The sequence below is a fragment of the Leptolyngbya sp. 'hensonii' genome, from assembly GCF_001939115.1.
Lineage (GTDB): Bacteria > Cyanobacteriota > Cyanobacteriia.
In genome coordinates, this window is sequence record NZ_MQTZ01000039.1 from 1 (window position 1) to 19,787 (window position 19,787).

At 52.6% G+C, this 19,787-nt stretch carries 25 protein-coding genes and 1 pseudogene; 12 read left to right on the forward strand and 14 right to left on the reverse strand.

Annotated elements, in window-relative coordinates; genetic code table 11:
* The 5 genes and pseudogenes from BST81_RS11760 to BST81_RS11785 all read left to right on the forward strand — a co-directional run.
* On the forward strand, positions 1–827 hold an 827-nt coding region (locus BST81_RS11760; RefSeq protein WP_075598711.1), incomplete at its 5' end, for a diguanylate cyclase.
* A 90-nt stretch (positions 828–917) separates the two neighbouring features.
* Complete coding sequence (locus BST81_RS11765) at positions 918–2,048, forward strand: diguanylate cyclase (protein ID WP_171974741.1); 1,131 nt, start codon at positions 918–920, stop codon at positions 2,046–2,048.
* Between the two features lie 55 nt (positions 2,049–2,103).
* A pseudogene (locus BST81_RS27025) lies at positions 2,104–3,164 on the forward strand (IS630 family transposase).
* 24 nt (positions 3,165–3,188) lie between these two features.
* Entirely contained in the window at positions 3,189–3,563 is a 375-nt protein-coding gene (locus BST81_RS11780) for a group 1 truncated hemoglobin (protein ID WP_075598714.1), read from the forward strand.
* A gap of 172 nt (positions 3,564–3,735) precedes the next feature.
* On the forward strand, positions 3,736–4,134 hold the full coding sequence (locus tag BST81_RS11785) for a class I SAM-dependent methyltransferase (protein ID WP_216351311.1): 399 nt from the start codon (positions 3,736–3,738) through the stop codon (positions 4,132–4,134).
* On the opposite strand, the gene BST81_RS11790 is transcribed toward BST81_RS11785, so the two are convergent.
* The 3 genes from BST81_RS11790 to BST81_RS11805 form a co-directional block, all read right to left on the reverse strand.
* Positions 4,119–5,179 (reverse strand): ISKra4 family transposase gene (locus BST81_RS11790; protein ID WP_143780318.1). Its coding sequence is split into 2 segments (ribosomal slippage): positions 4,119–5,023 and positions 5,023–5,179, totalling 1,062 coding nucleotides; the frame shifts between segments, so codons are not numbered across the junction. The genes BST81_RS11785 and BST81_RS11790 overlap by 16 nt on opposite strands.
* 73 nt (positions 5,180–5,252) lie before the next feature.
* Complete coding sequence (locus tag BST81_RS11800; RefSeq protein WP_075598716.1) at positions 5,253–5,747, reverse strand: hypothetical protein; 495 nt, start codon at positions 5,745–5,747, stop codon at positions 5,253–5,255.
* 164 nt (positions 5,748–5,911) lie between these two features.
* Complete coding sequence (locus BST81_RS11805) at positions 5,912–6,724, reverse strand: ABC transporter permease (RefSeq protein WP_075598717.1); 813 nt, start codon at positions 6,722–6,724, stop codon at positions 5,912–5,914.
* A 73-nt stretch (positions 6,725–6,797) separates the two neighbouring features.
* On the opposite strand from BST81_RS11805, the gene BST81_RS11810 reads away from it, so the two are divergent.
* Complete coding sequence (locus BST81_RS11810) at positions 6,798–7,331, forward strand: DUF3172 domain-containing protein (RefSeq protein ID WP_075598718.1); 534 nt, start codon at positions 6,798–6,800, stop codon at positions 7,329–7,331.
* Here BST81_RS11810 and BST81_RS11815 read toward each other — a convergent pair.
* Positions 7,328–8,266: an AMIN domain-containing protein gene (locus tag BST81_RS11815; RefSeq protein ID WP_075598719.1), complete on the reverse strand. Its 939-nt coding sequence runs from the start codon at positions 8,264–8,266 to the stop codon at positions 7,328–7,330. The two genes, BST81_RS11810 and BST81_RS11815, sit on opposite strands and share 4 nt — an antisense overlap.
* A gap of 198 nt (positions 8,267–8,464) precedes the next feature.
* On the opposite strand from BST81_RS11815, the gene BST81_RS11820 reads away from it, so the two are divergent.
* A complete protein-coding gene (locus BST81_RS11820) occupies positions 8,465–9,058 on the forward strand; it encodes a hypothetical protein (RefSeq protein ID WP_075598720.1) in 594 nt (197 codons plus the stop codon).
* A 6-nt stretch (positions 9,059–9,064) separates the two neighbouring features.
* On the opposite strand, the gene BST81_RS11825 is transcribed toward BST81_RS11820, so the two are convergent.
* Genes BST81_RS11825 through BST81_RS11835 form a run of 3 tightly spaced genes read right to left on the reverse strand, consistent with a single transcriptional unit; the run spans position 9,065 to position 11,893 of the window.
* A complete protein-coding gene (locus tag BST81_RS11825; protein WP_075598721.1) occupies positions 9,065–9,817 on the reverse strand; it encodes a GUN4 domain-containing protein in 753 nt (250 codons plus the stop codon).
* A gap of 5 nt (positions 9,818–9,822) precedes the next feature.
* Positions 9,823–10,686 carry a GUN4 domain-containing protein gene (locus BST81_RS11830; RefSeq protein WP_075598722.1) on the reverse strand — a complete coding sequence of 288 codons (864 nt, stop codon included), beginning with the start codon at positions 10,684–10,686 and terminating at the stop codon, positions 9,823–9,825.
* On the reverse strand, positions 10,679–11,893 hold the full coding sequence (locus BST81_RS11835; protein ID WP_075598723.1) for a WD40 repeat domain-containing protein: 1,215 nt from the start codon (positions 11,891–11,893) through the stop codon (positions 10,679–10,681). Before BST81_RS11835 ends, BST81_RS11830 begins: the two co-directional genes overlap by 8 nt.
* 170 nt (positions 11,894–12,063) lie before the next feature.
* On the opposite strand from BST81_RS11835, the gene BST81_RS11840 reads away from it, so the two are divergent.
* Positions 12,064–12,804, forward strand: coding sequence for an FkbM family methyltransferase (locus BST81_RS11840; RefSeq protein WP_075598724.1), 741 nt, complete (start codon positions 12,064–12,066; stop codon positions 12,802–12,804).
* 41 nt (positions 12,805–12,845) lie between these two features.
* On the opposite strand, the gene BST81_RS11845 is transcribed toward BST81_RS11840, so the two are convergent.
* A complete protein-coding gene (locus tag BST81_RS11845) occupies positions 12,846–13,124 on the reverse strand; it encodes an aminotransferase class V-fold PLP-dependent enzyme (protein WP_290439439.1) in 279 nt (92 codons plus the stop codon).
* A 70-nt stretch (positions 13,125–13,194) separates the two neighbouring features.
* Here BST81_RS11845 and BST81_RS27030 point away from each other — a divergent pair, with 70 nt between their 5' ends.
* From BST81_RS27030 to BST81_RS11860, 3 genes are read left to right on the forward strand one after another with little or no spacing between them, the layout of a single operon-like run.
* Positions 13,195–13,644 carry an element excision factor XisH family protein gene (locus BST81_RS27030; protein WP_083636818.1) on the forward strand — a complete coding sequence of 150 codons (450 nt, stop codon included), beginning with the start codon at positions 13,195–13,197 and terminating at the stop codon, positions 13,642–13,644.
* Positions 13,607–13,759: an element excision factor XisH family protein gene (locus BST81_RS29270; protein ID WP_083636819.1), complete on the forward strand. Its 153-nt coding sequence runs from the start codon at positions 13,607–13,609 to the stop codon at positions 13,757–13,759. The genes BST81_RS27030 and BST81_RS29270 overlap by 38 nt, the downstream gene beginning before the upstream one ends.
* A complete protein-coding gene (locus BST81_RS11860; protein ID WP_075598725.1) occupies positions 13,747–14,079 on the forward strand; it encodes a XisI protein in 333 nt (110 codons plus the stop codon). Before BST81_RS29270 ends, BST81_RS11860 begins: the two co-directional genes overlap by 13 nt.
* A 108-nt stretch (positions 14,080–14,187) precedes the next feature.
* Here BST81_RS11860 and BST81_RS11865 read toward each other — a convergent pair whose 3' ends face one another.
* Both BST81_RS11865 and BST81_RS11870 read right to left on the reverse strand, forming a co-directional pair.
* Positions 14,188–14,871 (reverse strand): Uma2 family endonuclease, encoded by a 684-nt coding sequence (locus BST81_RS11865; RefSeq protein ID WP_075598726.1) that lies wholly within the window; start codon positions 14,869–14,871, stop codon positions 14,188–14,190.
* A 206-nt stretch (positions 14,872–15,077) separates the two neighbouring features.
* On the reverse strand, positions 15,078–15,683 hold the full coding sequence (locus tag BST81_RS11870; protein ID WP_075598727.1) for a Uma2 family endonuclease: 606 nt from the start codon (positions 15,681–15,683) through the stop codon (positions 15,078–15,080).
* 99 nt (positions 15,684–15,782) lie between these two features.
* Here BST81_RS11870 and BST81_RS28080 point away from each other — a divergent pair, with 99 nt between their 5' ends.
* Positions 15,783–16,016, forward strand: coding sequence for a hypothetical protein (locus tag BST81_RS28080; protein ID WP_171974743.1), 234 nt, complete (start codon positions 15,783–15,785; stop codon positions 16,014–16,016).
* 44 nt (positions 16,017–16,060) lie between these two features.
* Here BST81_RS28080 and dnaN read toward each other — a convergent pair whose 3' ends face one another.
* The 4 genes from dnaN to BST81_RS11895 form a co-directional block, all read right to left on the reverse strand.
* Complete coding sequence (gene dnaN, locus BST81_RS11880; RefSeq protein ID WP_075598728.1) at positions 16,061–17,236, reverse strand: DNA polymerase III subunit beta; 1,176 nt, start codon at positions 17,234–17,236, stop codon at positions 16,061–16,063.
* 350 nt (positions 17,237–17,586) lie between these two features.
* Complete coding sequence (locus BST81_RS11885; protein ID WP_075598729.1) at positions 17,587–17,913, reverse strand: hypothetical protein; 327 nt, start codon at positions 17,911–17,913, stop codon at positions 17,587–17,589.
* Positions 17,914–17,986: 73 nt separating this feature from the next.
* Positions 17,987–18,658 carry a response regulator transcription factor gene (locus BST81_RS11890; protein ID WP_075598730.1) on the reverse strand — a complete coding sequence of 224 codons (672 nt, stop codon included), beginning with the start codon at positions 18,656–18,658 and terminating at the stop codon, positions 17,987–17,989.
* Positions 18,633–19,787: sensor histidine kinase (locus BST81_RS11895; RefSeq protein ID WP_143780319.1), on the reverse strand; the 1,155-nt coding region annotated here is incomplete at its 5' end. The genes BST81_RS11895 and BST81_RS11890, both read right to left, overlap by 26 nt.

A 19,787-nucleotide genomic window follows, 5' to 3' on the forward strand; every position in this document is an offset into this window, starting at 1 on the left:
GGTTTGAGGTTTGTCGCAGGCTCAAGGCCAATCCCAAACTTCGCAATATCCCCATCATTTTCATCACCGCCAGTTCTGATACAGAAACCAAAGTTCAAGGGCTGTCTCTGGGAGCAGTGGACTATATTACCAAGCCCTTTCAACAAGAAGAAGTTCTGGCCAGGGTCAGAGTTCACCTCAGGCTGCGCTTTCTGACCGAAAAGGTCAAAGAACAAGCCATTGCTTTGAAGATTGCAAACCAGGAGTTGCAGCGATTAGCCCACTTAGATGGGTTAACTCAGCTCGCCAATCGCCGCCGGTTTGATGAATATTTTGAGCTGGAATGGCGCAGAAGTATGCGCTCTGATGCACCCCTGGCCCTGATTTTATGTGACATTGATTACTTTAAACAATACAACGATCTCTATGGTCACCAAGCGGGGGATACCTGCCTGAAACAAGTGGCAGCAACCGTTCAGGAGATGGTTAAACGCTCTGCGGATCTGGTTGCCCGGTATGGAGGTGAGGAATTTGCTGTGATTCTACCGAATACAGATTCTGCTGGTGCTTTTCATATTGCTGAAACGATTCGCCTCGGCGTACAACATTTGGCCATTCCCCATGCTCGTTCCAGCGTGAGTCCGTGGGTTACCCTTAGCCTGGGTATCAGCAGTTGTATCCCCTCCTCAGATATCTCCCCTGCAGCCCTGATTCAAGCAGCAGATAAAGGGTTATATAAAGCTAAACAAAAGAACCGCAATAACTCTTGTGTCCGCTTGCTATCGACAGATGTGTTGTCTGGCGACTTTGGACCATACAGACTCAGCTCTTCATCTGTATCTATTTAATTCTTCAATCAGGGGTTGGGCATGTTTGAGATAGATCAGGGTATTGCTCACAGGCAATCTTACAGAAAAGATCCCGCCTCAGCACACTATATGGCTGCTCACAACAACATAGAGTTGGATGTTTCACCTACTTCGCAGAGCAGAATAGAACAGTTGCAGGTCAAAATGCCAGATGGGGTTGTACTGGAATTGGTACGGGGAGCCCATGGCTTGCAACGAGCTGAACCCGATACAATGCAGGAGACAGGAACTATCCAACTGGCCCTCCAACTGATGGGGGAAGCAGTCATCGTGACTGATGCCGCAGGGCGTGTGATATTTCTCAACTCAGATGCAGAAAAATTAACCGGTTGGAAGTTTGAAGATGCCCAATCTCAGCTAGCTTCAACGGTATTCCAGGTGGTTCAGGACATCAACGTTAATCTTGTAGAGCCTTTCACTGAATCATCCCTTGAGGAGCTCCATCATGGCGAACAAACAAATACTGAATATGTGCTCCTTCTCTCTAAGGATAATCGTCAATTAGTCATTGATTATTCAGTCACCCTACTGCGTGGAAGTGATGGAGCAGTCGAGGGTACATTGCTGGTATTTCGAAATATTAATGGAACAAGCAGTTCAGCCCGATCGAGGACTTGGCAGACCAACTATGACCCCCTGACCCAATTGATGAATCGCTGTTTTTTCGAGCAATATCTGGAGCGAGTGGTTTGTAACTCCAGAATCTTGGATCAACAACACGTTCTTTGCTATATCGATGTCGATCGGTTCAAAATTATCAATGAGGTCGGCGGACACATTGCAGGAGATGAATTTCTCTGCCAGATCAGTCAATTATTTCGGCAACGGGTTCGCAAAACAGATATCCTGGCTCGACTGGGAAGCGATGAATTTGCCTTAATTCTGCACCAGTGTGAATTAGAACAGGCTCTGAAAGTAGTCCAATCGTTATGTGAAGAAGTTCAAAAACTCCGATTCTTCTGGAAGAACAACACATTTAACTTGACTATCAGCGTAGGCCTCGTTCTCCTCAATAATCACTATGACAGTTTATCGAGTGCCTTAAGTGCTGCAGATGCAGCCTGTCAAACGGCTAAGAGCCATGGTCGCAACCGCATTCATGTCTACCAGCCAGAGACAGATGGATTACATCGGCGGACTGAAATGCATTGGGCTATGCGGTTATTTAACGCCTTGGAGACGGATCAATTCCGGCTCTAAGTAGGTCGGAGGAATAAAGTATAAGATAGATTTGGCCCTCTACTGGTTGTCTCTAGTGCCTGCCCCCTTACGAATCAAACTGAGTGACGAGGAAGACCGCACCCTGGCTGAACTGAGATTAGCCASGACCGTGCCGCAACGAACCCGAGACCGTGCCCATATGCTGCGGCTGAATGCGCAAGGATGGACCGCCCCGGCAATCGCCGAGGTCTTTGAGTGCCATGAACATACGGTGCGAGCCACGATACGACGGTGGCAGCGCCTAGGCTTAGGAGGCTTATGGGAAGCCSCTGGACGAGGGGTGGCAGCGAGATGGCAGGAAGCGGACTTGCGCTACATCGAGCAATGTCTAGAAACAGAGGCTCGCACCTACAACAGTGTACAACTGGCRCAAAAGTTGAAGGAAGACCGACAAGTTGAGTTAAGTGCTGACCAATTAAGCCGAGTATTGAAAAAAAGGGCTTCCGCTGGAAACGGACTCGGCAAAGCCACCAGGGCAAGCAAGACCCAGAGCAACGTCAATTGAAGCAAGCAGACCTGGACACGTTGAAGTTAGCAGACCTCGAAGGTCACATTGAACTGAAATATTTAGACGAATCCGGGTGTTGCTTGTGGAGTCCCGTCAGCTATAGCTACAGTCGCATTGGGGAGCAAAAGCGGCTCGAACAAACTCAACGTCGCAATGGACGGATCAGCATTTTAGGGTTGTGGCAACCCAATTGTCACTTCGAGTATGCTTTGGCTCAAGGGGGATTCAAGAGTGCYAGTTATGTCCAAGTCATGGACTGGATTGCCGAGAAGGCATCTGTTACCCTGGCTCAAACGGGGCGATTAACGGTAGTTGTTCAAGATAATGGCTCTGCCCATACCAGTCGTCTGGCTCAGCAACAATGGCTCAAGTGGCAAGCCCAAGGATTGTTCCTCTTCTGGTTGCCACCCTACTGTTCTGAGATGAATCGGATCGAGGAGCAGTGGCATCAACTCAAAACCCATGAAATTGCTGGGCGGATGTTTGAGCATGAAGTTGATTTAGCCGATGCGATCATCGAGGGAATGCAAGCTCGTAGTAGTAGGGGCAATTACTCCCTGGAACGTTTTATATTTAATTCCTCCTGACTACTTATTGAGGAGCAATTTTCAATGAGTACACTGTATGACAAGCTTGGTGGTGCAGCGGCTGTTGATTTGGCTGTAGAAAAGTTTTATGAGAAGGTCTTGGCGGATGAGCGAGTGCAGCATTTCTTCGCTCACACGGATATGCAACAACAGAAAAAGCATCAGAAAGCCTTTATGACCTATGCCTTTGGTGGTGCTAAGCATTGGGATGGTCGGCCTATGAGAGATGCTCATAAAGAATTAGTGACTGAGATGGGCTTAACCGATAGCCACTTCGATGCGATTGCCGAGGATTTAGTTGCTACCCTAGTTGAGTTGGAAGTTCCCCAAGCCTTAATTGATGAGGTAGTGCAGATTGTAGGTTCTGTCGCTCATCGGAGTGATGTCTTAAATCGCTAAAACAACGTAGCAGCAGTGAACTTGCTAATGTAGTCAGTCAAGGTTGGTAGAAAGCTGATGTCTAACAATTGCAGTGCAGCAGATTGAAGGAAGTCGCTGGTGCTGAGTTCAAGGCGATCGGCAACCACTGACCGCAACCGTTAGACGGCAGGAGTCTCTTGGAATTAGAGCTATGAATACAGACTCTCAAACAGAGAACGTTGCCGCCTTGATTGATTTACACCGTGGACTTGATCATAAAGGACCAGGTGACTTTGACTTCTCGCGCAATATTTTGAGCAATCTTTCTACCTTGCCTCTCAAGCCACGCATTGCTGATCTCGGATGTGGAAGCGGTGCAAGTGCATTGCTGCTTGCACAACACTACCAAAGCACTGTCATGGCAGTAGATGCCTCATCTGTTTTTATTGAGGAACTCAAAGCTCGCGCAAAACAGGTCGGTCTTGAGCATCTCATCATTCCGGTTCATGGTGATATGGCTAAACTCGATTGGTCAGTGCGTTCGCTTGACCTGCTTTGGTCAGAGGGAGCGAGTGCATCCCAGTTTTGTAAGACTCATTTTGAGAATTGACCATTCAGGTAAGCACAGCGCTGCTTGAGTACTTGTGGTACGTTGTTCTTTTCCCACTGTGCTCCCGATATCTTGATGCGCTGCCCGATTTGTTTGACCGTCGATTCAATCGCACCAGAACCAATGGAGATGCCTTCGGCTTGATAATAGCCGTAGTTGACAATCCGCTGTCGATGCTTACTGAGGTAGCCAATGAAAGTCGCAACCCGCTCGTGTTTCCAATCGTCAAACTGGGCGATTGCCCCCTCGATATCGCCCTGCCACAAACAAGCTTCTACCGCCCCTAAGCGTTGCTGCGACCCTCCAACCTTGCCCAAATTCTCAACCAGGTGATACCAATCCAAGATCTCCCGTCTTTGGGTCGAGGGGCCAATTTGGGTATAAATATTCCAGATGCCATCATGCCCATCTCCCAGGCAGGTGAGCGGGTCAGACAGCGCCTGATTATTGACCCAGTGGGTCAATTGCTCGTTGTCCTGGAAAAAAGCAGCAACGCAACACTCATGCAGATTCACCCCCTTGTAATCTCGCCATTCGCTCGGTTGTCCTTGAGGGGTGCGCAATCGCACTTTGCCACCGTCTACACTCATCTCCTCAACCGTTCCTTCCACTTGCGGTAATTCAAAGGTTTGACGATGCACTAATCGTTGTTGAGTGCTGTGAGCAACCTTCACCCCAGTCAGTACTTCGATGTCTTCCGCTGCTCGTTCGTACGACTCATTGGCACTCACCAATAAACAACACTGCTCCAGGTAAGGACTCCAGCGCGTGTAGGCTTTCACCTCCAGAATTTGTGCCTGCTTCTCACTCAAGCGCAGTCGTCCGATGATACTATCGAGCCTGCGCTTTCGTCCACTCGTGGTGCCGCTGCTTGTTGCAATAAAAAATCCCCGATCTCTGGACCGACGTGTTCCAGCAGATGCCCTCTCACTGCTGCCTCAATCCCTGCCAATGTTTTCACTTGCTCCGGGTCGGTTTCCTCGTATAGCAAGGCGGCAAGGGCACGGGCGTGGGCTTGGATTTGGGCTTTTTTCTCAGGGTCCATAAACGTGGTTGACCAAAGCAGGAATGCTCAAAGTTTAGCGCGCTCTTTCAAACACAGCTCTAAGCACTTATACTCATCGCAAAAGTGGGATGCACTCGACCGACTCTGCCACGATGGTGCCACTCCGGTCAGGGTTGAACTGATAGAGCAGCACACGATCGCAGTTGAGGAGTAATCGGACATCCTGCACTGTCGTCTTAAAAAGGTCTGGCAGGTCAATCACATCCTGAATCTGGCTGGCCAGGGTACTGACCAGATGTTCACGATGCCGTTGCGATCGCAGCCGGGTCAGGAGATTGGGTAAGTTGATCGAAGCTCGAATCCGATTGGCGAGGTTCCCAATCAACCGCTCTGGAGAGTCCGAAGGATGATTTGCGGTCGGCCCATGCTGCATCTGAAACTCCAGATCCGCATTGCGCTCTAGCAGCCCTTGCTTTTCCGCCTCCAGATAAGCAACCCGATGCCTCAAGGTCCGTATCAGTTGCACCATTTCGGCTGCTGGGATGCCGTCAATTGGCTCAGGGCTGAGAGGCGAGGGATCTGATTCACAACCTTCGGCACTGGACATAAGCTTCAGCTACAGCCTCAAGTATCAAAAGAAACCAAAATTTTCCTTTAATATAGATTCTAAATCTACCCAAAGAAAGTTGACTATTCTACTTAAAAATGCGTTGAGACTGTCCTGGGAGGTGCCATCTCCTGACTGCATTCCACTTTTATCGCCCTCGCCCTTTAATCCTGCTGCTGTGCAAACAGGCGAGCCCCCAGTGCCGACAAAATAATGGCCACCGTCAGCAAGACTGGAATGCTATACCAGGGGAACTGGGCCAGGGGCTGATAGGCAGCGGCTCTGAGACCAATACTGGTGTAGGTGAGGGGCAGGAGATAGACGAGCGGCTTCAAGCCCAGAGGTAATTGAGCCGGGTCAAAGAAGGTAGCCCCGAGAAACGACATGGGCACGATCAGGAAGTTGTTGAAGATCCCGACACTCTCTAAAGACTTAACCTTCAGCCCTACAATCACACCCAATCCGGCAAAAACAGCGCAGTTGAGCACCAGAAGTAGCAGAAACAGGGGATTCAGAAAACTCCAGAGCTTGCCCGTGGCCAGAATAGCCACCAAGAGCACCGAGGCGGCGGTCAGCAGGCCCCGGACCACTCCGGCCAGCATCTTACCCAGAAACAGCCCCAGGGGATGCACTGGCACCAGTAACAGTTCCTCAAAAGTTTTGCTGAACAGACGATCGCCGCAGATGGAAAAAGTCGTCCCCCCGAAACTAATCACCATAGAGGAGAGGGCTACCATTCCCGGCAGCATAAACTCCAGATAACTGCCATAACTGCTATCAATCCCTGCACCGGGTCGAATGGAGCTGCCCAGCCCCAAACCAAAAGCCAGAATGTAAATTAGGGGCGACACCAGCCCGGAGGACACCACCTGAACCAGACGGACTCGCAGATCAAGCCAATCCCCCCAAAAGATGGTCAGGACATCGGCTGCCAGGTTTTTCAAGAGCGACTTTTGCAGGGTGGAACCGGGATGCATGACTGAAATTCGGGGAGAAAAGGCATACTGTTAGAGTAGGACAGTTGGTTTGTTTACAAAAGTCCTTTCTCTTATGAAGCGTCGATCTGCCAAATCTGCTCCTTCCCGATCCTCTGCTGCTTCTCCTTCGGCTCTGGCGAATCCGATCACGTTTGCGGTCCTGGGAGGTGTCTTCGTTCTGGGGGTCGGCCTCGGGATTCTCTTCAGTTCCACAGCCAGTTCTGGGCCAGAAAACATTGCCAGCCGGGAAGCGATCGATCGGGCCGCTCCGAACGCAGAACTCTGTGTGCAGTTCGGAGCCAGCGCGATCGCCATGGATACGCGCGTCTTCATCACCCTGAACCCCTTCAATGTTTATGTTTCACAGCCCAAGATGCAGCCCGCCTGCGTCCTGCGCCAAAATAACTGGGCTGTCCTGGAACAGCGCAAGCTGGTTAACTCTGAACAGGTGCGCGATTGCAAAAATCGGATGAACACCTTTGCCTTTACGGGCAATCTGGAAAGCAATCCCCAGATTAACTGCATTTATCAGAATGATGCGGCCCAGAACCTGTTCCTGAATCAACCCGGCGTGGGGCTCCCCCCACCTGAGAACAATCAGTTTTAGTTCTTGGGCACTGGCGTCTCAACCTGGAGCAGAATGGCCCCCGGTTCTAGCGGCGGCAAAGTACTCTGAGACTTAGTGCCGGGGCTGGTTTTGGGCAGCGGTTGGCCAAACTCAATCACTGGAATTCGCACCGATGTGGCCGTAGCGGGCCTATTGGAAGGCTGATTCAGGGGAGGCACGCTCACGGTCATCCCGGTTGAATTGGGTTGAACCGGAGGCAGACTGCCCGAAGATTGCCCCAAAGGCGGCACCGCGACGGTGGGATTTGGATTCCCCATGAAAATCGGCGGGGGCAAGGCTCCATTCGCGGAGGGCAGATTATTTTGCGGGACAGTTCCGATCGAGGGCAACCCCGGTGGAGGGGCTACAGGGGGCGCACTATTCGTAGGCAAAGAGGGGACGCTGATGGCAGGATTTTGGCCCGTTGCAGTCGTCGCTGGTGATAAGCCTGGAGGGGGAGGGGGCAACGCTGTGTTCCCAGCCGGAGTTGGGGAGGAAGTCCCCGTAACGGGCAGGGCAGGCCGACTGACCGGGGCGGATGCCACAATCAGAGGTTGTACCACCCACCGTTGCCCCACTTTCTGGAGTTTCACCTGTTCAGCAGCCAGCACAACATCGGGAGCCAGTTCGATCACAATCCGGGTTTGCCCCTGCTTGGATTGGGAAAGGCGGATCTGGCGCACCGGGCCGGAGAAGTTCTGTTTGGTGGGCACATCCCCCAGTTTCGTAGCAGGCAGGTCCAGGACAATCCGAACCGGTTGCGCCATCAGAAAGTATTGGGGCTTGGCCTGATCACTGAGGGTGAATTCCAGACGGCTGGTTGCCTGATCAAACTTCCAGTTCGTCAAAAGGGCAGCCTGAGCAGGGAGGCTGAAGGCCACGATCGATCCCAAGCTGGCAACGCCAAGCCAGATACCCACGTCTCTGTTCTGCATCTTTTTTCGTTGGAGTGAAAATCATTCGCGTGCTCTCAATGCCCTAGTTTAGTCATAATTCTCGATCATGCAAGGGTTAGCAAAAAATTGAAGCAGTTGCCAATCGAAACCCCTTAAAATGGTGCTACCGTGTGGACTGATTCCAGGGGTGATGACAGAGGCCAGGGCGTTGCTGTACTTGCAAAAGGAGACGCGAACATGGTTTTTCGATGCAAACATTTTGGCATTTTGGCTGGGGCGATCGGCCTGTTCCTGATCAGTGCGGTGCGCTCGGAGGCCATTCCCGCACCTATTTTTCGATCGCACCTGCAGGAGATTCGGGAGAACCTGCCCTCCGGCTGGAAGATGCGCCTCCCCGCCCGCATCCTGCTGGGAGGACCAGCAGACGATGACCTCGCCAACCAACTCATCGTCAAAGTCATCTCGACCCGAACTCCCCCCGGATTGACCGTGGGGCTGTTTACCTGCAAAGCCAGCACCCATCCCTGTCTGATTGGTAGCCTCTCGGTAGACAGTGCCACCTCAGAAAATGCCCTGCGGGAGTATCAGCGGCATCAGGCCGCCGCCGCCCCGATTAAGCTAGCCAATGGAGTGCGGGGCTATCTGCTGCATGGTCCTGTGAGAAAACCCCAGAGCGATTTCTCCTCCGTTATGTGGGAACAGGATGGTCTCCTCTACACCATCACGTTCCTGGCGGTCGAACGGCAAAATCTGCTTTACATGGCCTACTCCATGACCCAGGAAGCCCCCTATTCTTCCCTGGCCAATCCCAATGCCGGTGGCATCCGTTAGGGATTCCTACTGGCACTGCTGGAGGCGTTTGGCAAAGTCTTCGACCGTGTACACCCCAAACTGATCTCCCAAGTAGGGCAGGTGGCCGATCGGAGCCTTGAGGGAAAAGGTGAGTTGATCGTAGGACTTCCAATTCTGCTGGATATACAGATTCACTCGCCAGCCCACCCGATCGGCAAACAGACCCCAGATTTCGCTTTTATCCCAGAAGGTCGCAGCCAGACTCTGCCAGATTTTCTGCTGTACCGTGAAGCCAAAGTGTCCCTTGCTGAACTTCACCCACAACCGATCGATCAGCAGCAAATCCTCACAGGGGCAGGCAGAAATCTGGGCCGGACGGAACTGGCCTTCGATAATCACCCCACAGGCTTTTCCCAGAAGATTTTTGGTTTCCCGATCGGCCTCTCGCCAAGCTCCAGCCACCAGAAACTTCTGAAGCCGTTCATAGTCCCCATGGGTGACGAGAAAATCCTCCAACGCCCGCCGGACTTCTGGTTCCGTTCGTTCTTTCAGCAACCCATAGGCCGCCTGTCGCACCAGCGGAGCGGGATCTTTCAAGGCCCGCATTACCAGGAACAACCCTCGCCGCTGATAATTCAGGGCTTCTTTCAACGCTGCCATCCTGGCCTCTGGAACCAGGCTGTTGCACCGCTGGGTTACCCCTTCCAGCCCACCCAGAATAGCTCCATTCAGGGGAGGCGCAGCCTGTCCACCCAGAACAGCATCATCTTTACGAGGCGGGTGAGAATTGTGGGTCATACCTGCTAGAAATGCCATCCATCCTGGAGATCTTGAGGCTTACCGGGGATCACACCCGTCTTCGGGGTAGAGGACAGACACCTTTCACAATTTTCTATGCGAGAGAACAGATCCGTCCAGAGAAATTTTCGCGGAGTCGCCTCGTGTTTTTTTCCCGTCAGACCGATCGGGAAATGCCCCAGGGGTGCCTCCAGGGTAAAGTGAATCTCAGACTCCGTCAGCCAGCGCCCTCCGACAGACCAGCCCACTTGCTCAGTAAACTGCTCCCAGGCTTTGGTTCGGGCTGCAAACAGCGCTGCAGTTCCCTTCGGAGTTGGTTGCTGGACCCAGATCTGTCGCCAGAGGCGAGCCTGCACCCCAAACCCAAACCGGCCATCACTGTGCCGCTGCCAGAGGCGATCGATCGTCTGCAAATCCAAACAGGGAAAGTGCTGAATCTGTTCGAGTTGGAGCCAGGTTCTGGGGTTTGAGCTGGAAAGCCGAAATACGATCGTCCAGGTTTCCTGATTGGCGGCCTGCCAGTTCCCTTCCCCCAGCCAATCTCGCAGGGGGCGATAGTCCACTCCGAAGGCCGAGCGCAGCGGCACATATTCCTCAGCAACCGCCCATGTCGCATCCAGCTCCGATCGCTGCTGCAGAATGGCGACTGCCGCTTCCTCCACCCTGCCTGATCGATCGCGCAGAGCTGCAATGATCAATTTTAAGCCTGCTGCGCCGTAGTTTAGCGCTTCCTGTAAAGCCAGAATCCGTTGCTCCACCTGAGGGCTAGCCAGTCGCCACTTCACACCCTCCAGTCCGCCCAGTACCCCAGTCCCACAATAGGTCTGGCCTCCCAGAACTAAGTCTCCAGACCGGGGCTGATCAGGCATCCCCCACCCCCCAAAATCGGATTTTTTTATCCGCACCACAACTCACCAGTCGTTGCCCCTCTGCCGTAAAGCTAAGACAACTGACAATCCCCTCATGCCCCACCAGGCTGTGAACAATCCGCCCCGTCTTCACAGCCCAGAGTTTGATCTCCGGATGATAGCTGTCGCAACTGGCCAGCACTTTCCCATCAGGACTGAAACTCAAACACCAGACATTGGCAGCATGGCCCTCCAGGGTCTGGGTGAGTTGCCCAGTGGCCAGATTCCAGAGGAAGATCTTCCGCCAGCAAGACCCAGCCAGCCAGCGACCATCCTGACTCACGACCAGGGACCGCACATCCCCCTGGACCTTCAGGGTGCGGGGGCGTTCCCGGGTGCGGAGGTTCCAGAACTTGAGGGTACTATCAATACTGGAGCTGATCAGGGTCTGGTGATCTGGCGTAAACACCAGGCCAGCGATCGTGCCCCTATGAGTACCCTGAGTCAGGGCACTCCCGATCGTCCACACTGGCTTTCCCGTTTGCACATCCCAGATGCGAATGGTGCGATCGTCCCCTCCCGTTGCCACCCACTGGCGATCGGGGCTGAGGGCCAGAGCCCGAATTGGGGCCTCATGTCCATAGAGAAAATACTCCAGTTCCCCAGACTGGCGAATTTCAGCCCGCTGTGGATCACCGGCAGGGCTACGAACCAGGAGTGACCCCCCAGAGCCCAGTACAAAAAATTCTCGCGTGGATTGGCGGGCCACGGTGTAAAGCAGATCGCCAGCCTGCAAATCCCAGATTTTGATGGTTTTGTTGCCAGCGACTGCGATCGTCATCCCATCAGGGCTGAGGGCTGCAGGCATCCCGCCGCCTTTCAACGTTTGTAACCCGGTGAAGAGGGGATAGACGTTGAAGGATTTCAGAGCCTGATGCACGATCGGTTCTGAGCGATCGCGGAGGAGCCGATAGGCCGCTCGCTGCACGACCGGCGACTCATCCTGTAAGGCGAGGATCAGGAGTTCCACCCCCATCTGACCATAGCGGATCGCCTCCTGCACGGCTGCCAGCCGCTGGCCCACATCCGCGATGGCAAAGCGGCGTTGCACCCCTGCGAACCCCCCCAGGACCACACTCCCGATCGCGGCTGTGGTTTCTCCCCCCAGTACCGCATCAAAATTACGGGGAGTTGCAGCACTATCTGGGGAGGGGCGATCGACGTTCATGGGAGTTGGCCAAGGTGTTTCAGCAGCAGAACCAGATTCTTTTACTATGGTATTGCCTGGTGCGATATTGTGACTTGCCCGACGCTGACCCAAGCAGGACAGCGCGGCACAATAGGCTCAGGCAAGACGATTCAGATTGCTATGTTCAACCCTGTTCATGAGGAGAAAGCATGGTGCTACAGCAGCTTGGGAAAAAGGTGACCCACCTGATTGACCTGCAGCGGCGGCGGATTTTGATCGAGCAACGCAGGCGCACCCAACCGGATGTGATCGAGCTGGCAGGGATCAAACTGCCGATCGGCGACCACCTTTCCCAGGGCATGCGGGAAGCCCTGTATGGGGAATATTACGAACAATCAGAAATCTCTATCCTCAAAAATCAGCTTCGGCCTGAGGATATCGTGATGGAGATTGGCACCTGTCTAGGTTTTTTGGCCAGTTATTGTGCCAAAACCATTGGGTCCGATCGAGTGTTCTCCTACGAAGGGAATCCCGCACTGGAAGCTCATATCCGCCACACCTATCACCTGAACCAGGTGAATCCTACCCAGAGCATGTGCTTAATCGGGGAGCATCATGGCGAGGCCACCTTCTACATTGGACCCTCACTCTGGTCTGCTTCGATCATTCAGCGAGATGCTCGCTTTCAACCCACCCAAGTTCCTGTCAAGTCCTTTAATCAAGAATTGGAGCGGATCAATCCCAGTTTCTTAATTGTGGATATTGAAGGAGGGGAGTATGAATTTATGCAATATGCCAGATTTAACTCTGTGACCAAAATCCTGATGGAGCTCCACGAAAGAGTTCTGGGTCAGGAAAAAATTGCAGCCGTTAAATCTCAATTACTCGCTGCGGGCTTTCAGATTGATCCCAGCCAGAGCGATCCAGACATTATTTTTCTGACCCGTTAGTCTCCAGAGCGGCTTGCTGCCTCGCCTCCGCCATGCAAAGCTTAAATGCGATGGGGTTGCGTTGGGTTAGGGGCTAGACTACCCTGGATCGCCAGATTAAGACTCTCCGTCGCACCGGATGTCCAAACGATTTCTCTCGGTGAGGCTCCTATGAGGTCAGCAACTTGTTTGGCCGCTTGTTTGATAGCCGTTTCAGCGCGATCGCCCCACTCATGGTCAGTGCTGCTGGAATTGCCAAATTCCTCGGTCATGAAGTGATAAACGCGATCGGCAACTCGGCGATCGACAGGAGTTGTAGCGTGGTAACCCAGATAGATCACGGGTTTCAGGATGAAGGGAGCTTGTTAACATTTTAATAGGGTGGTTTTAATAGGTGATTTGAGGTGTTTATTGTCTGCTAGAGATGCGTTTCATGACATTGTTAGGACTGCTTTACAACGAGATGGGTGGATCATCACTCATGATCCATATCCACTGCAAGCAGGAAGTTTTGATTTAGCAATTGATCTAGGGGCAGAAAAAGTGATCGCGGCTCAGCAAGGTGATAGGAAAATTGCTGTTGAAATCAAAAGTTTTTTAGGACCTTCTAAAATTACTGAATTTTATGGGGCGATGGGTCAGTTCATTGCCTACCGGGCTGCATTGCAAGTTCAGGAGCAGGATCGAATTCGAGAGCATCCCAGTTTTGCAAGGTTGCCCTCATCCCCCAGCCCCTTCTCCCTCTTTGGGAGAAGGGGAGCCAGATTCAAAGTCCCTCTCCCGTTCTGGGAGAGGGATTTAGGGAGAGGGCTACAAAAGTGGGATGCACTCTCGAATTCTCTATCTTGCGGTGCCAAATGATATCTACAACCGATTTTTCGTGACCCCGTTTATCAAAGAATTGGTTGAACAGACTGAATTAAACTTACTGATTTATGACATTGATCAGGTGGTGATTAAGCGATGGATTCCTTAGAAACTTATCGGCAATTGGTTCAGAAGTTGTTAACTGAACACGCTAATTTGGTTTGGGATACGCGGATTACGGCAGAAACTATTTTCGATCGAGAACAGGATCGCTACCAGCTTGTCTACGTCGGCTGGCGAGGGTCAGAACGGGTTTATGGGACGGTGCTGCATGTTGACCTTGTGGATGGCAAGATTTGGGTGCAGCAGGATGGAACGGAAGTGGGGATTGCCAATAAGTTAGTTGAACATGGCGTGCCAAAATCCGACATTGTTTTAGGTTTTGATCCACCCAAAATGCGCCATTACACAGATTTTGCGGTGGGATAAACATTTTTTCATGGCTGCTGGCGTTGCTATACTCCTCGGTCATGAAGTGATAAACGCGATCGGCAACTCGGCGATCGGCAGGAGTTGTAGCGTGGTAATCCAAGCAGATCACGCTTTTGGAATGGAGAACCGCAAGGTTTCCACAAAAGTCTGGTGATCGGGGGTGGCAATGCCCTGTTGAAGGGTTTGCAGCACTTCAGCTAGATTACCAGCTAGGAGGGCATTCACCGCTAACCATAAACCGAGAAATTGCCGACTTTGCAGGATGCCTGCTGCATCAGGGAATTGGGGTTTGTACTCTCCGTCTTCCAGGTAAAACCAGTCAATCCGTTGGCTGTAGGTACGCCAGACAATGTATTCCTGGATGCCATTCCGGCCATAAACGCGCTGCTTATCATGTAAATCGTAGGAAGCACTGCTGGCAGCAATTTCGACCACCAGTTCCGGCGCACCTTCCAGATAACCGTCATCGCTGATGCGGGAGGTTCCTCCCTGTTCTAATCGCAATACCGCATCGGGTTGAGGTTCGTTGTCGGCATCTAGGCGCACTGTGGGATTGTCGTAACAAGCTACACCGGGGGTTGCTGCGCGGTATACACCCAGCCATGTCATGAAATCGGCGTGAGGTTGGCTGTGAATGACGCAGACGGGAGAACTCACGTAGACGACTCCTTCAATCAGTTCGGCTTTTTTGAGGTGGGGCATGGCAGCGTAACGGCACTCAAATTCGGCACGGGTGAGTCGATCGCCATTTTCCAGGGGGGGTAGCTTCACAAATCGTTCAGGGGTCATAGCCGGGGACGGATAGATGGGATAGATCAGGTTGCCTGTATCTTAACAAGGTAGATTTGGCAGATTGCAGCGGAATTTACCCTACCCCTGTTCAGTGCTGCTAGCATGACCGAGTTCTCTGGTGATGCCGTAGTAGAGGCGATCGGCAACTCGGCGATCGACGGGTGTTGTGGCGTGATAGTCGAGGTAAATCACAAGAGCATCAACTACCGAGGTAAGATGTCATCTAAGCGCAATTCTAGATTGGCCAGTAGGGGAGAGTGAACGAATTGCCCTAAACGATATTGCTCTTGGCGATATTCTTCTGCGTGCAATTGGCAAACGGTAAACGTGGGCTGTTTGGGTTTGCCGATAAAGGCAATGCCGCCTAAGCCGCGATAGTCAGCAATCCAATATTCGGGAATGCCGAGCAGGGCATATTCTTCCACTTTACGGGCATAATCCGTTTCCCAATTGGTGCTGACGACTTCTACAACCAACTTGATAGAACGCCCTAGCGTAATCAAGGGTTCGTATTCCCAACGAGGTTCGCTAGACAACATCGTTTCATCTAGAACAACCACATCAGGGCGGCGAGCAGTGGCACTCTCGGAGAAGGGTCGAATTAGGCAGGTGCGGGGGATAAACCAGGGTAAATGCTGCTGGGCGATCGCGATGCCAATTTGAGTGGCTATTTTACCGCTTACGGCTTCATGAGGCCCAGTCGGTTCCATGTCAATGAGTTCTCCGTCAGCGAGTTCATAGCGGTAATCGTCCCCATATTGGGCGACGAATTGATCAACCGTGAGGAGTTGAGTTGGACTATAGGTCATGGAAAGGCTGGTGATGCGGGGCTGGGAAACCGGACAATGCTTGAGATTGCTTTGTATTTTAGCAGAGTGGTTTCAGTGAAGTGATGCAAGGTCGTTTGGGTGGACTCAGCGATCGCCCCACGCATGGTCAATGCTACTGGCGTTGCCAAATTCCTCCGTCATATCGTGATAGATACAATCGGCAACGGGGCGATCGACGGGTCCCAGGCTTCTGCAGTCCCTGGATTGGGGGACGATCGTCTGTGCCCAGCTCGCCTCCCTTCTGGGGGTCTCAGGGGTAAAGGATGGGAAGCTGAGATCGTGCCTCAGATGGTGGCATCATTGAGTCGTTGAGCGACAACGGGCGGAGGTTGCCACCACTCCTGACTGGGAAGCGGTCAACTCCGGATCTGGACGGGCATGACCAGGTAGGTCATCTTCCCCCCGCCCACAGGGGTCACAATCACCGGGCTGGTCGCCGTGTTCAATTGCATCTGCACCTCAGAGGTCTCGATCGCCTTCAACCCCTCTGCCAGGTACTTCACATTGAAGGCAATATCCACCGTCTCACCGGAAATCTGAGCCGGAATCGTCTCGCGCCCACTCCCCACATCCTGGGCTTCGACGGAAAGGGTGAGTTCCTGATTCTCAGCATCCAGGCTGAGCTTCACCACATTGTTTTTCTGGTCTGCCAGGACCGCAATCCGTTCCAGGGCTCCCAGGAACAACCGGCGCTCGATCGTCATCTGGCGGCCAAATTGCCGGGGAATTAGCTGGTTATAGTTGGGGTACTGCCCCTCCAACAGGCGACTGGTCAGGCACTGGTTCCCTAATTCAAACACCACTTGGCCCAGGTTCAACTGCACGGCCACAGTCGTCCCGGCCTGACAAAAGCTCAGCATTCGCTCCAGTTCTCGCAAAGCCTTGGCCGGAATCGTCACATTGATTTCTGGCTTGCTCCCCGCTTTTCGAGTCCGGGAGGACGACGCCTCTTCCCCCACTTCCATCACCGTTTGCATCACCGCCAACCGGTGGCCATCGGTGGCCGCAAATTCCAGACCATCCACCTGCAACGTCAAATGGACACCTGTCAGAATTTGCTTCGATTCATCCGTGCTGGTGGCAAATAGTACCCCGCGACAGCCTTCCAGCAGGCCCTCGATCGGCAACTGGAGGACTTCTCCACTTTCCACTGCGGGCAGTTCAGGAAAATCACTCGCCCCCATGCCTCGCATCTGGTAACGCCCAGAGGTCGAAACCAGATTGGCCAGAATTGACGCTTCGGCGTCTGTCTGCGTTTGCTCCAGAGTAATCTCGCCACTGGGAAGGCGGGACACAATGTCATTCAGCAATTTGGCTGGCAGCGTCATTTCACCGGGCACATCCACCTGAGCCGGAAAACTGGTCCGAATCCCCAAACTGAGGTCGAAGGCAGTCAGGCTAACCTGTTGAGCTTCAACATCAGCCGTCAGGAGCACATTAGCCAACACGGGATGGGTGGGCCGCGAAGGAACAGCCCGACTCACCAACGAGAGGTGGGTATTCAGATCTGTTTGGGCACAAACCAGTCTCATGAGGGCCTGAAGGGTTGGGGTTGATGTAATCACTGAACGCTATTATGTCAACTCTTAGTTTGGAACGACATCGTAGCACTCTTAACCCGTCAGGTCTAGAAAAAGTTTTGTTGGGTAGATGGGGTCAGGGTTTCAGTGCAAACCTCCCCTTCCCTAGGGCATCCAGAAGTTCTGGACAGCTTCTGAGCGCTACTTCCCCTGTGGGTCTTGCTGCACCCTGTTTTCTCGATCGGCCCTTTGGCAATAGGTTGGAAGCAGATATCGTACCCGTTAAATTTGAAGTTAATCATTCTTTAAAAGAGTCTAATTTTGACCTTTACCCTGGACGGTTTTTAAGAACGCCTTAAATATCAAATTTCTTTCTTTAAATAAAAGATCAGTAGTAGTAGGGACTGGGGAAAATGTGGAAAAACTTCGGGAATGATTTCTTCATCTTCGATCCCGGCAAAAGCAGCCTGTGGAAAACTTGTGGAGAAGTCCATCAAATTTCCACAACCCCTTTCTAGAGCGAAATCTTTTCCACTTCGAAGCCGATCTTCTACACAAATTTTCCACAGTAAGAAGGAGGTTTTCCACAGACTTTGAGGGGTTTTTCCACAAAAAAAGGGTGCCTGTTCAGGAAGAATTGGGGTAAGGAGAACAAAGGACATTTCCACAGGTTTTTCCAGAATATCCACAGGCTGAAGATGGGGGATCTGGTTTTCTGGTCAGCTCGGATCGCAGCCCAATCTGGAGTCTCCAGAAAATCCTCTAGGGTGATTCAGATCGATCGGAAGATTTTCCGGGATGGAAGCCCAGGGTTGAGGTCAGAAGTGCAACCTGCAGCCGATCGCGAAGATGCAGCCGACTCAGAATACTGGAAACGTGGTTTTTCACCGTTCGTTCCGTAATGTAAAGTGTTTGGGCGATTTCTCGATTGCTGTAGCCCTGGCCAATCAAGTGCAAGACCTCCAGTTCTCTGGGGGTGAGTTGGGCTAGTTCGGGCGGTAGCGTTGGAGGGGGCGGAGTGGGAGCTGGGCTTAACATCTTTTCAAACAGCCCTGGCCCCAGATGGGTATAGCCTTTGTGAACAGCCCGGATGGCCTGGGCCAGTTCTTCTGAGGGGGTGTCCTTCAGCAGGTAACCTTTAGCCCCGTAGCGCAGGGCCTGGGTGACGTACTCATCATCATCGAAGGTAGTGAGAATCAAGATGCGGATGTGGGGGATTTTTTCCTGCAGCGATCGGGTGGCGGCAACCCCATCCATCACGGGCATGCGAACATCCATCAGGACCACATCAGGCTGGAGGGCGATCGCCTGCTCCACACCCACTTGACCGTTTTCTGCTTCCCCAACGATGTCTAAATCTGGTTTGGCCTGCAGGAGACTGCGCAGACCTTCACGAACAATACTCTGATCATCGACGAGCAGAACCCGAATCATGTGTGCCGTGTTGTCGTGGGATTTCGACGGTGAGGGTACAGCCCTGATTTAAGCGACTCTGCAGGGTCACGGTTCCACCCAGGGCTGCAGCCCGTTCATGAATGCCCTGGAGGCCAAAGCCGGTGGTATTTTCCTCAGGATTGAAGCCCCGTCCATTATCCTCAATTTTCAGTGAAAAACCCATGGCATGATTACTGAGAAAAAGGTGGACCCGACTGGCCTGACTATGTTTGGCAATGTTCGTAAGGGCCTCCTGAATAATCCGGTAAAGGGCGATCGCGATTTCTGTAGCGGGCATGATGGTCAAACGAATCTGCGCTTTCAGACGGATTTGGGTTGTCTGCTCAAATTCCCGTAGCAGATGGGTCAGAGCATCTTGCAGGGATTGTTTCTGGAGTGGATGGGACCTCAGGGCCGCGATCGATTGGCGCACGTCCCGCAGGGCATTGGTGCCCAATTGTCGGGCTTTCTGCAGATGCCGATCGGCCTGTTCCTGATCTTGCCCTAAAAACTGAGCCACATTCTCCAGATGAATGCTCTGAGCCGTGAGGTTATGCCCGACAGAATCGTGAATCTCACGGGCAATCCGGTTCCGCTCCTGCAGAATGGCTTGGTCTTCGATCAGCAGGGCATATTCCCGCAGACGATCGTTCGCCTGGGCCAGTTCCTGACGACTCTCGTACTCTCCCAACAGGGCTCCCACCAGCAGCAAGACAAAAATCAGAACCAGGCCAAACAGCAGGGCAGAATTGAGGAATAAGTTGAAGAAAACACTGGATTGGAGGAGGCCAAACAGAAATCTAAGGGGGTCGGAGGTACTGTTGTTCACAGCGCTGAACGTCTCTGGAGGGCGAATTCGCAGCACCAGAATCACCAGATAGGAGGTATAGGCAGCCAGGGCAACCAGAATGCGGCCTGACCAGGGAAACAGGATACAGGCGCGCACAACGACCACCAGCAGCAATACCGGAAAGAAGTTAAGCCCACTGGCGGCAGATAGAACAGTCATCCAGCTCAGTCCAAATCCCAGGCTGGTATAAAGCATGGAAACCAGCCGATTGGAGGAGGTGGTTGGCAATTGCAACCCCAACAGGGCGAGGGTGGCAATGCCCAGTAGGGCGACCAAGGG

Coding starts and splice junctions, on each gene's coding strand:
- BST81_RS11765 (WP_171974741.1), top strand. CDS start 918: ATGGCTGCTCACAACAACATAGAGTTGGATGTTTCACCTACTTCGCAG.
- BST81_RS11780 (WP_075598714.1), top strand. CDS start 3,189: ATGAGTACACTGTATGACAAGCTTGGTGGTGCAGCGGCTGTTGATTTG.
- BST81_RS11785 (WP_216351311.1), top strand. CDS start 3,736: ATGAATACAGACTCTCAAACAGAGAACGTTGCCGCCTTGATTGATTTA.
- BST81_RS11800 (WP_075598716.1), bottom strand. CDS start 5,747: ATGTCCAGTGCCGAAGGTTGTGAATCAGATCCCTCGCCTCTCAGCCCT.
- BST81_RS11805 (WP_075598717.1), bottom strand. CDS start 6,724: ATGCATCCCGGTTCCACCCTGCAAAAGTCGCTCTTGAAAAACCTGGCA.
- BST81_RS11810 (WP_075598718.1), top strand. CDS start 6,798: ATGAAGCGTCGATCTGCCAAATCTGCTCCTTCCCGATCCTCTGCTGCT.
- BST81_RS11815 (WP_075598719.1), bottom strand. CDS start 8,266: ATGCAGAACAGAGACGTGGGTATCTGGCTTGGCGTTGCCAGCTTGGGA.
- BST81_RS11820 (WP_075598720.1), top strand. CDS start 8,465: ATGGTTTTTCGATGCAAACATTTTGGCATTTTGGCTGGGGCGATCGGC.
- BST81_RS11825 (WP_075598721.1), bottom strand. CDS start 9,817: ATGACCCACAATTCTCACCCGCCTCGTAAAGATGATGCTGTTCTGGGT.
- BST81_RS11830 (WP_075598722.1), bottom strand. CDS start 10,686: ATGCCTGATCAGCCCCGGTCTGGAGACTTAGTTCTGGGAGGCCAGACC.
- BST81_RS11835 (WP_075598723.1), bottom strand. CDS start 11,893: ATGAACGTCGATCGCCCCTCCCCAGATAGTGCTGCAACTCCCCGTAAT.
- BST81_RS11840 (WP_075598724.1), top strand. CDS start 12,064: ATGGTGCTACAGCAGCTTGGGAAAAAGGTGACCCACCTGATTGACCTG.
- BST81_RS29270 (WP_083636819.1), top strand. CDS start 13,607: ATGCACTCTCGAATTCTCTATCTTGCGGTGCCAAATGATATCTACAAC.
- BST81_RS11860 (WP_075598725.1), top strand. CDS start 13,747: ATGGATTCCTTAGAAACTTATCGGCAATTGGTTCAGAAGTTGTTAACT.
- BST81_RS11865 (WP_075598726.1), bottom strand. CDS start 14,871: ATGACCCCTGAACGATTTGTGAAGCTACCCCCCCTGGAAAATGGCGAT.
- BST81_RS11870 (WP_075598727.1), bottom strand. CDS start 15,683: ATGACCTATAGTCCAACTCAACTCCTCACGGTTGATCAATTCGTCGCC.
- dnaN (WP_075598728.1), bottom strand. CDS start 17,236: ATGAGACTGGTTTGTGCCCAAACAGATCTGAATACCCACCTCTCGTTG.
- BST81_RS11890 (WP_075598730.1), bottom strand. CDS start 18,658: ATGATTCGGGTTCTGCTCGTCGATGATCAGAGTATTGTTCGTGAAGGT.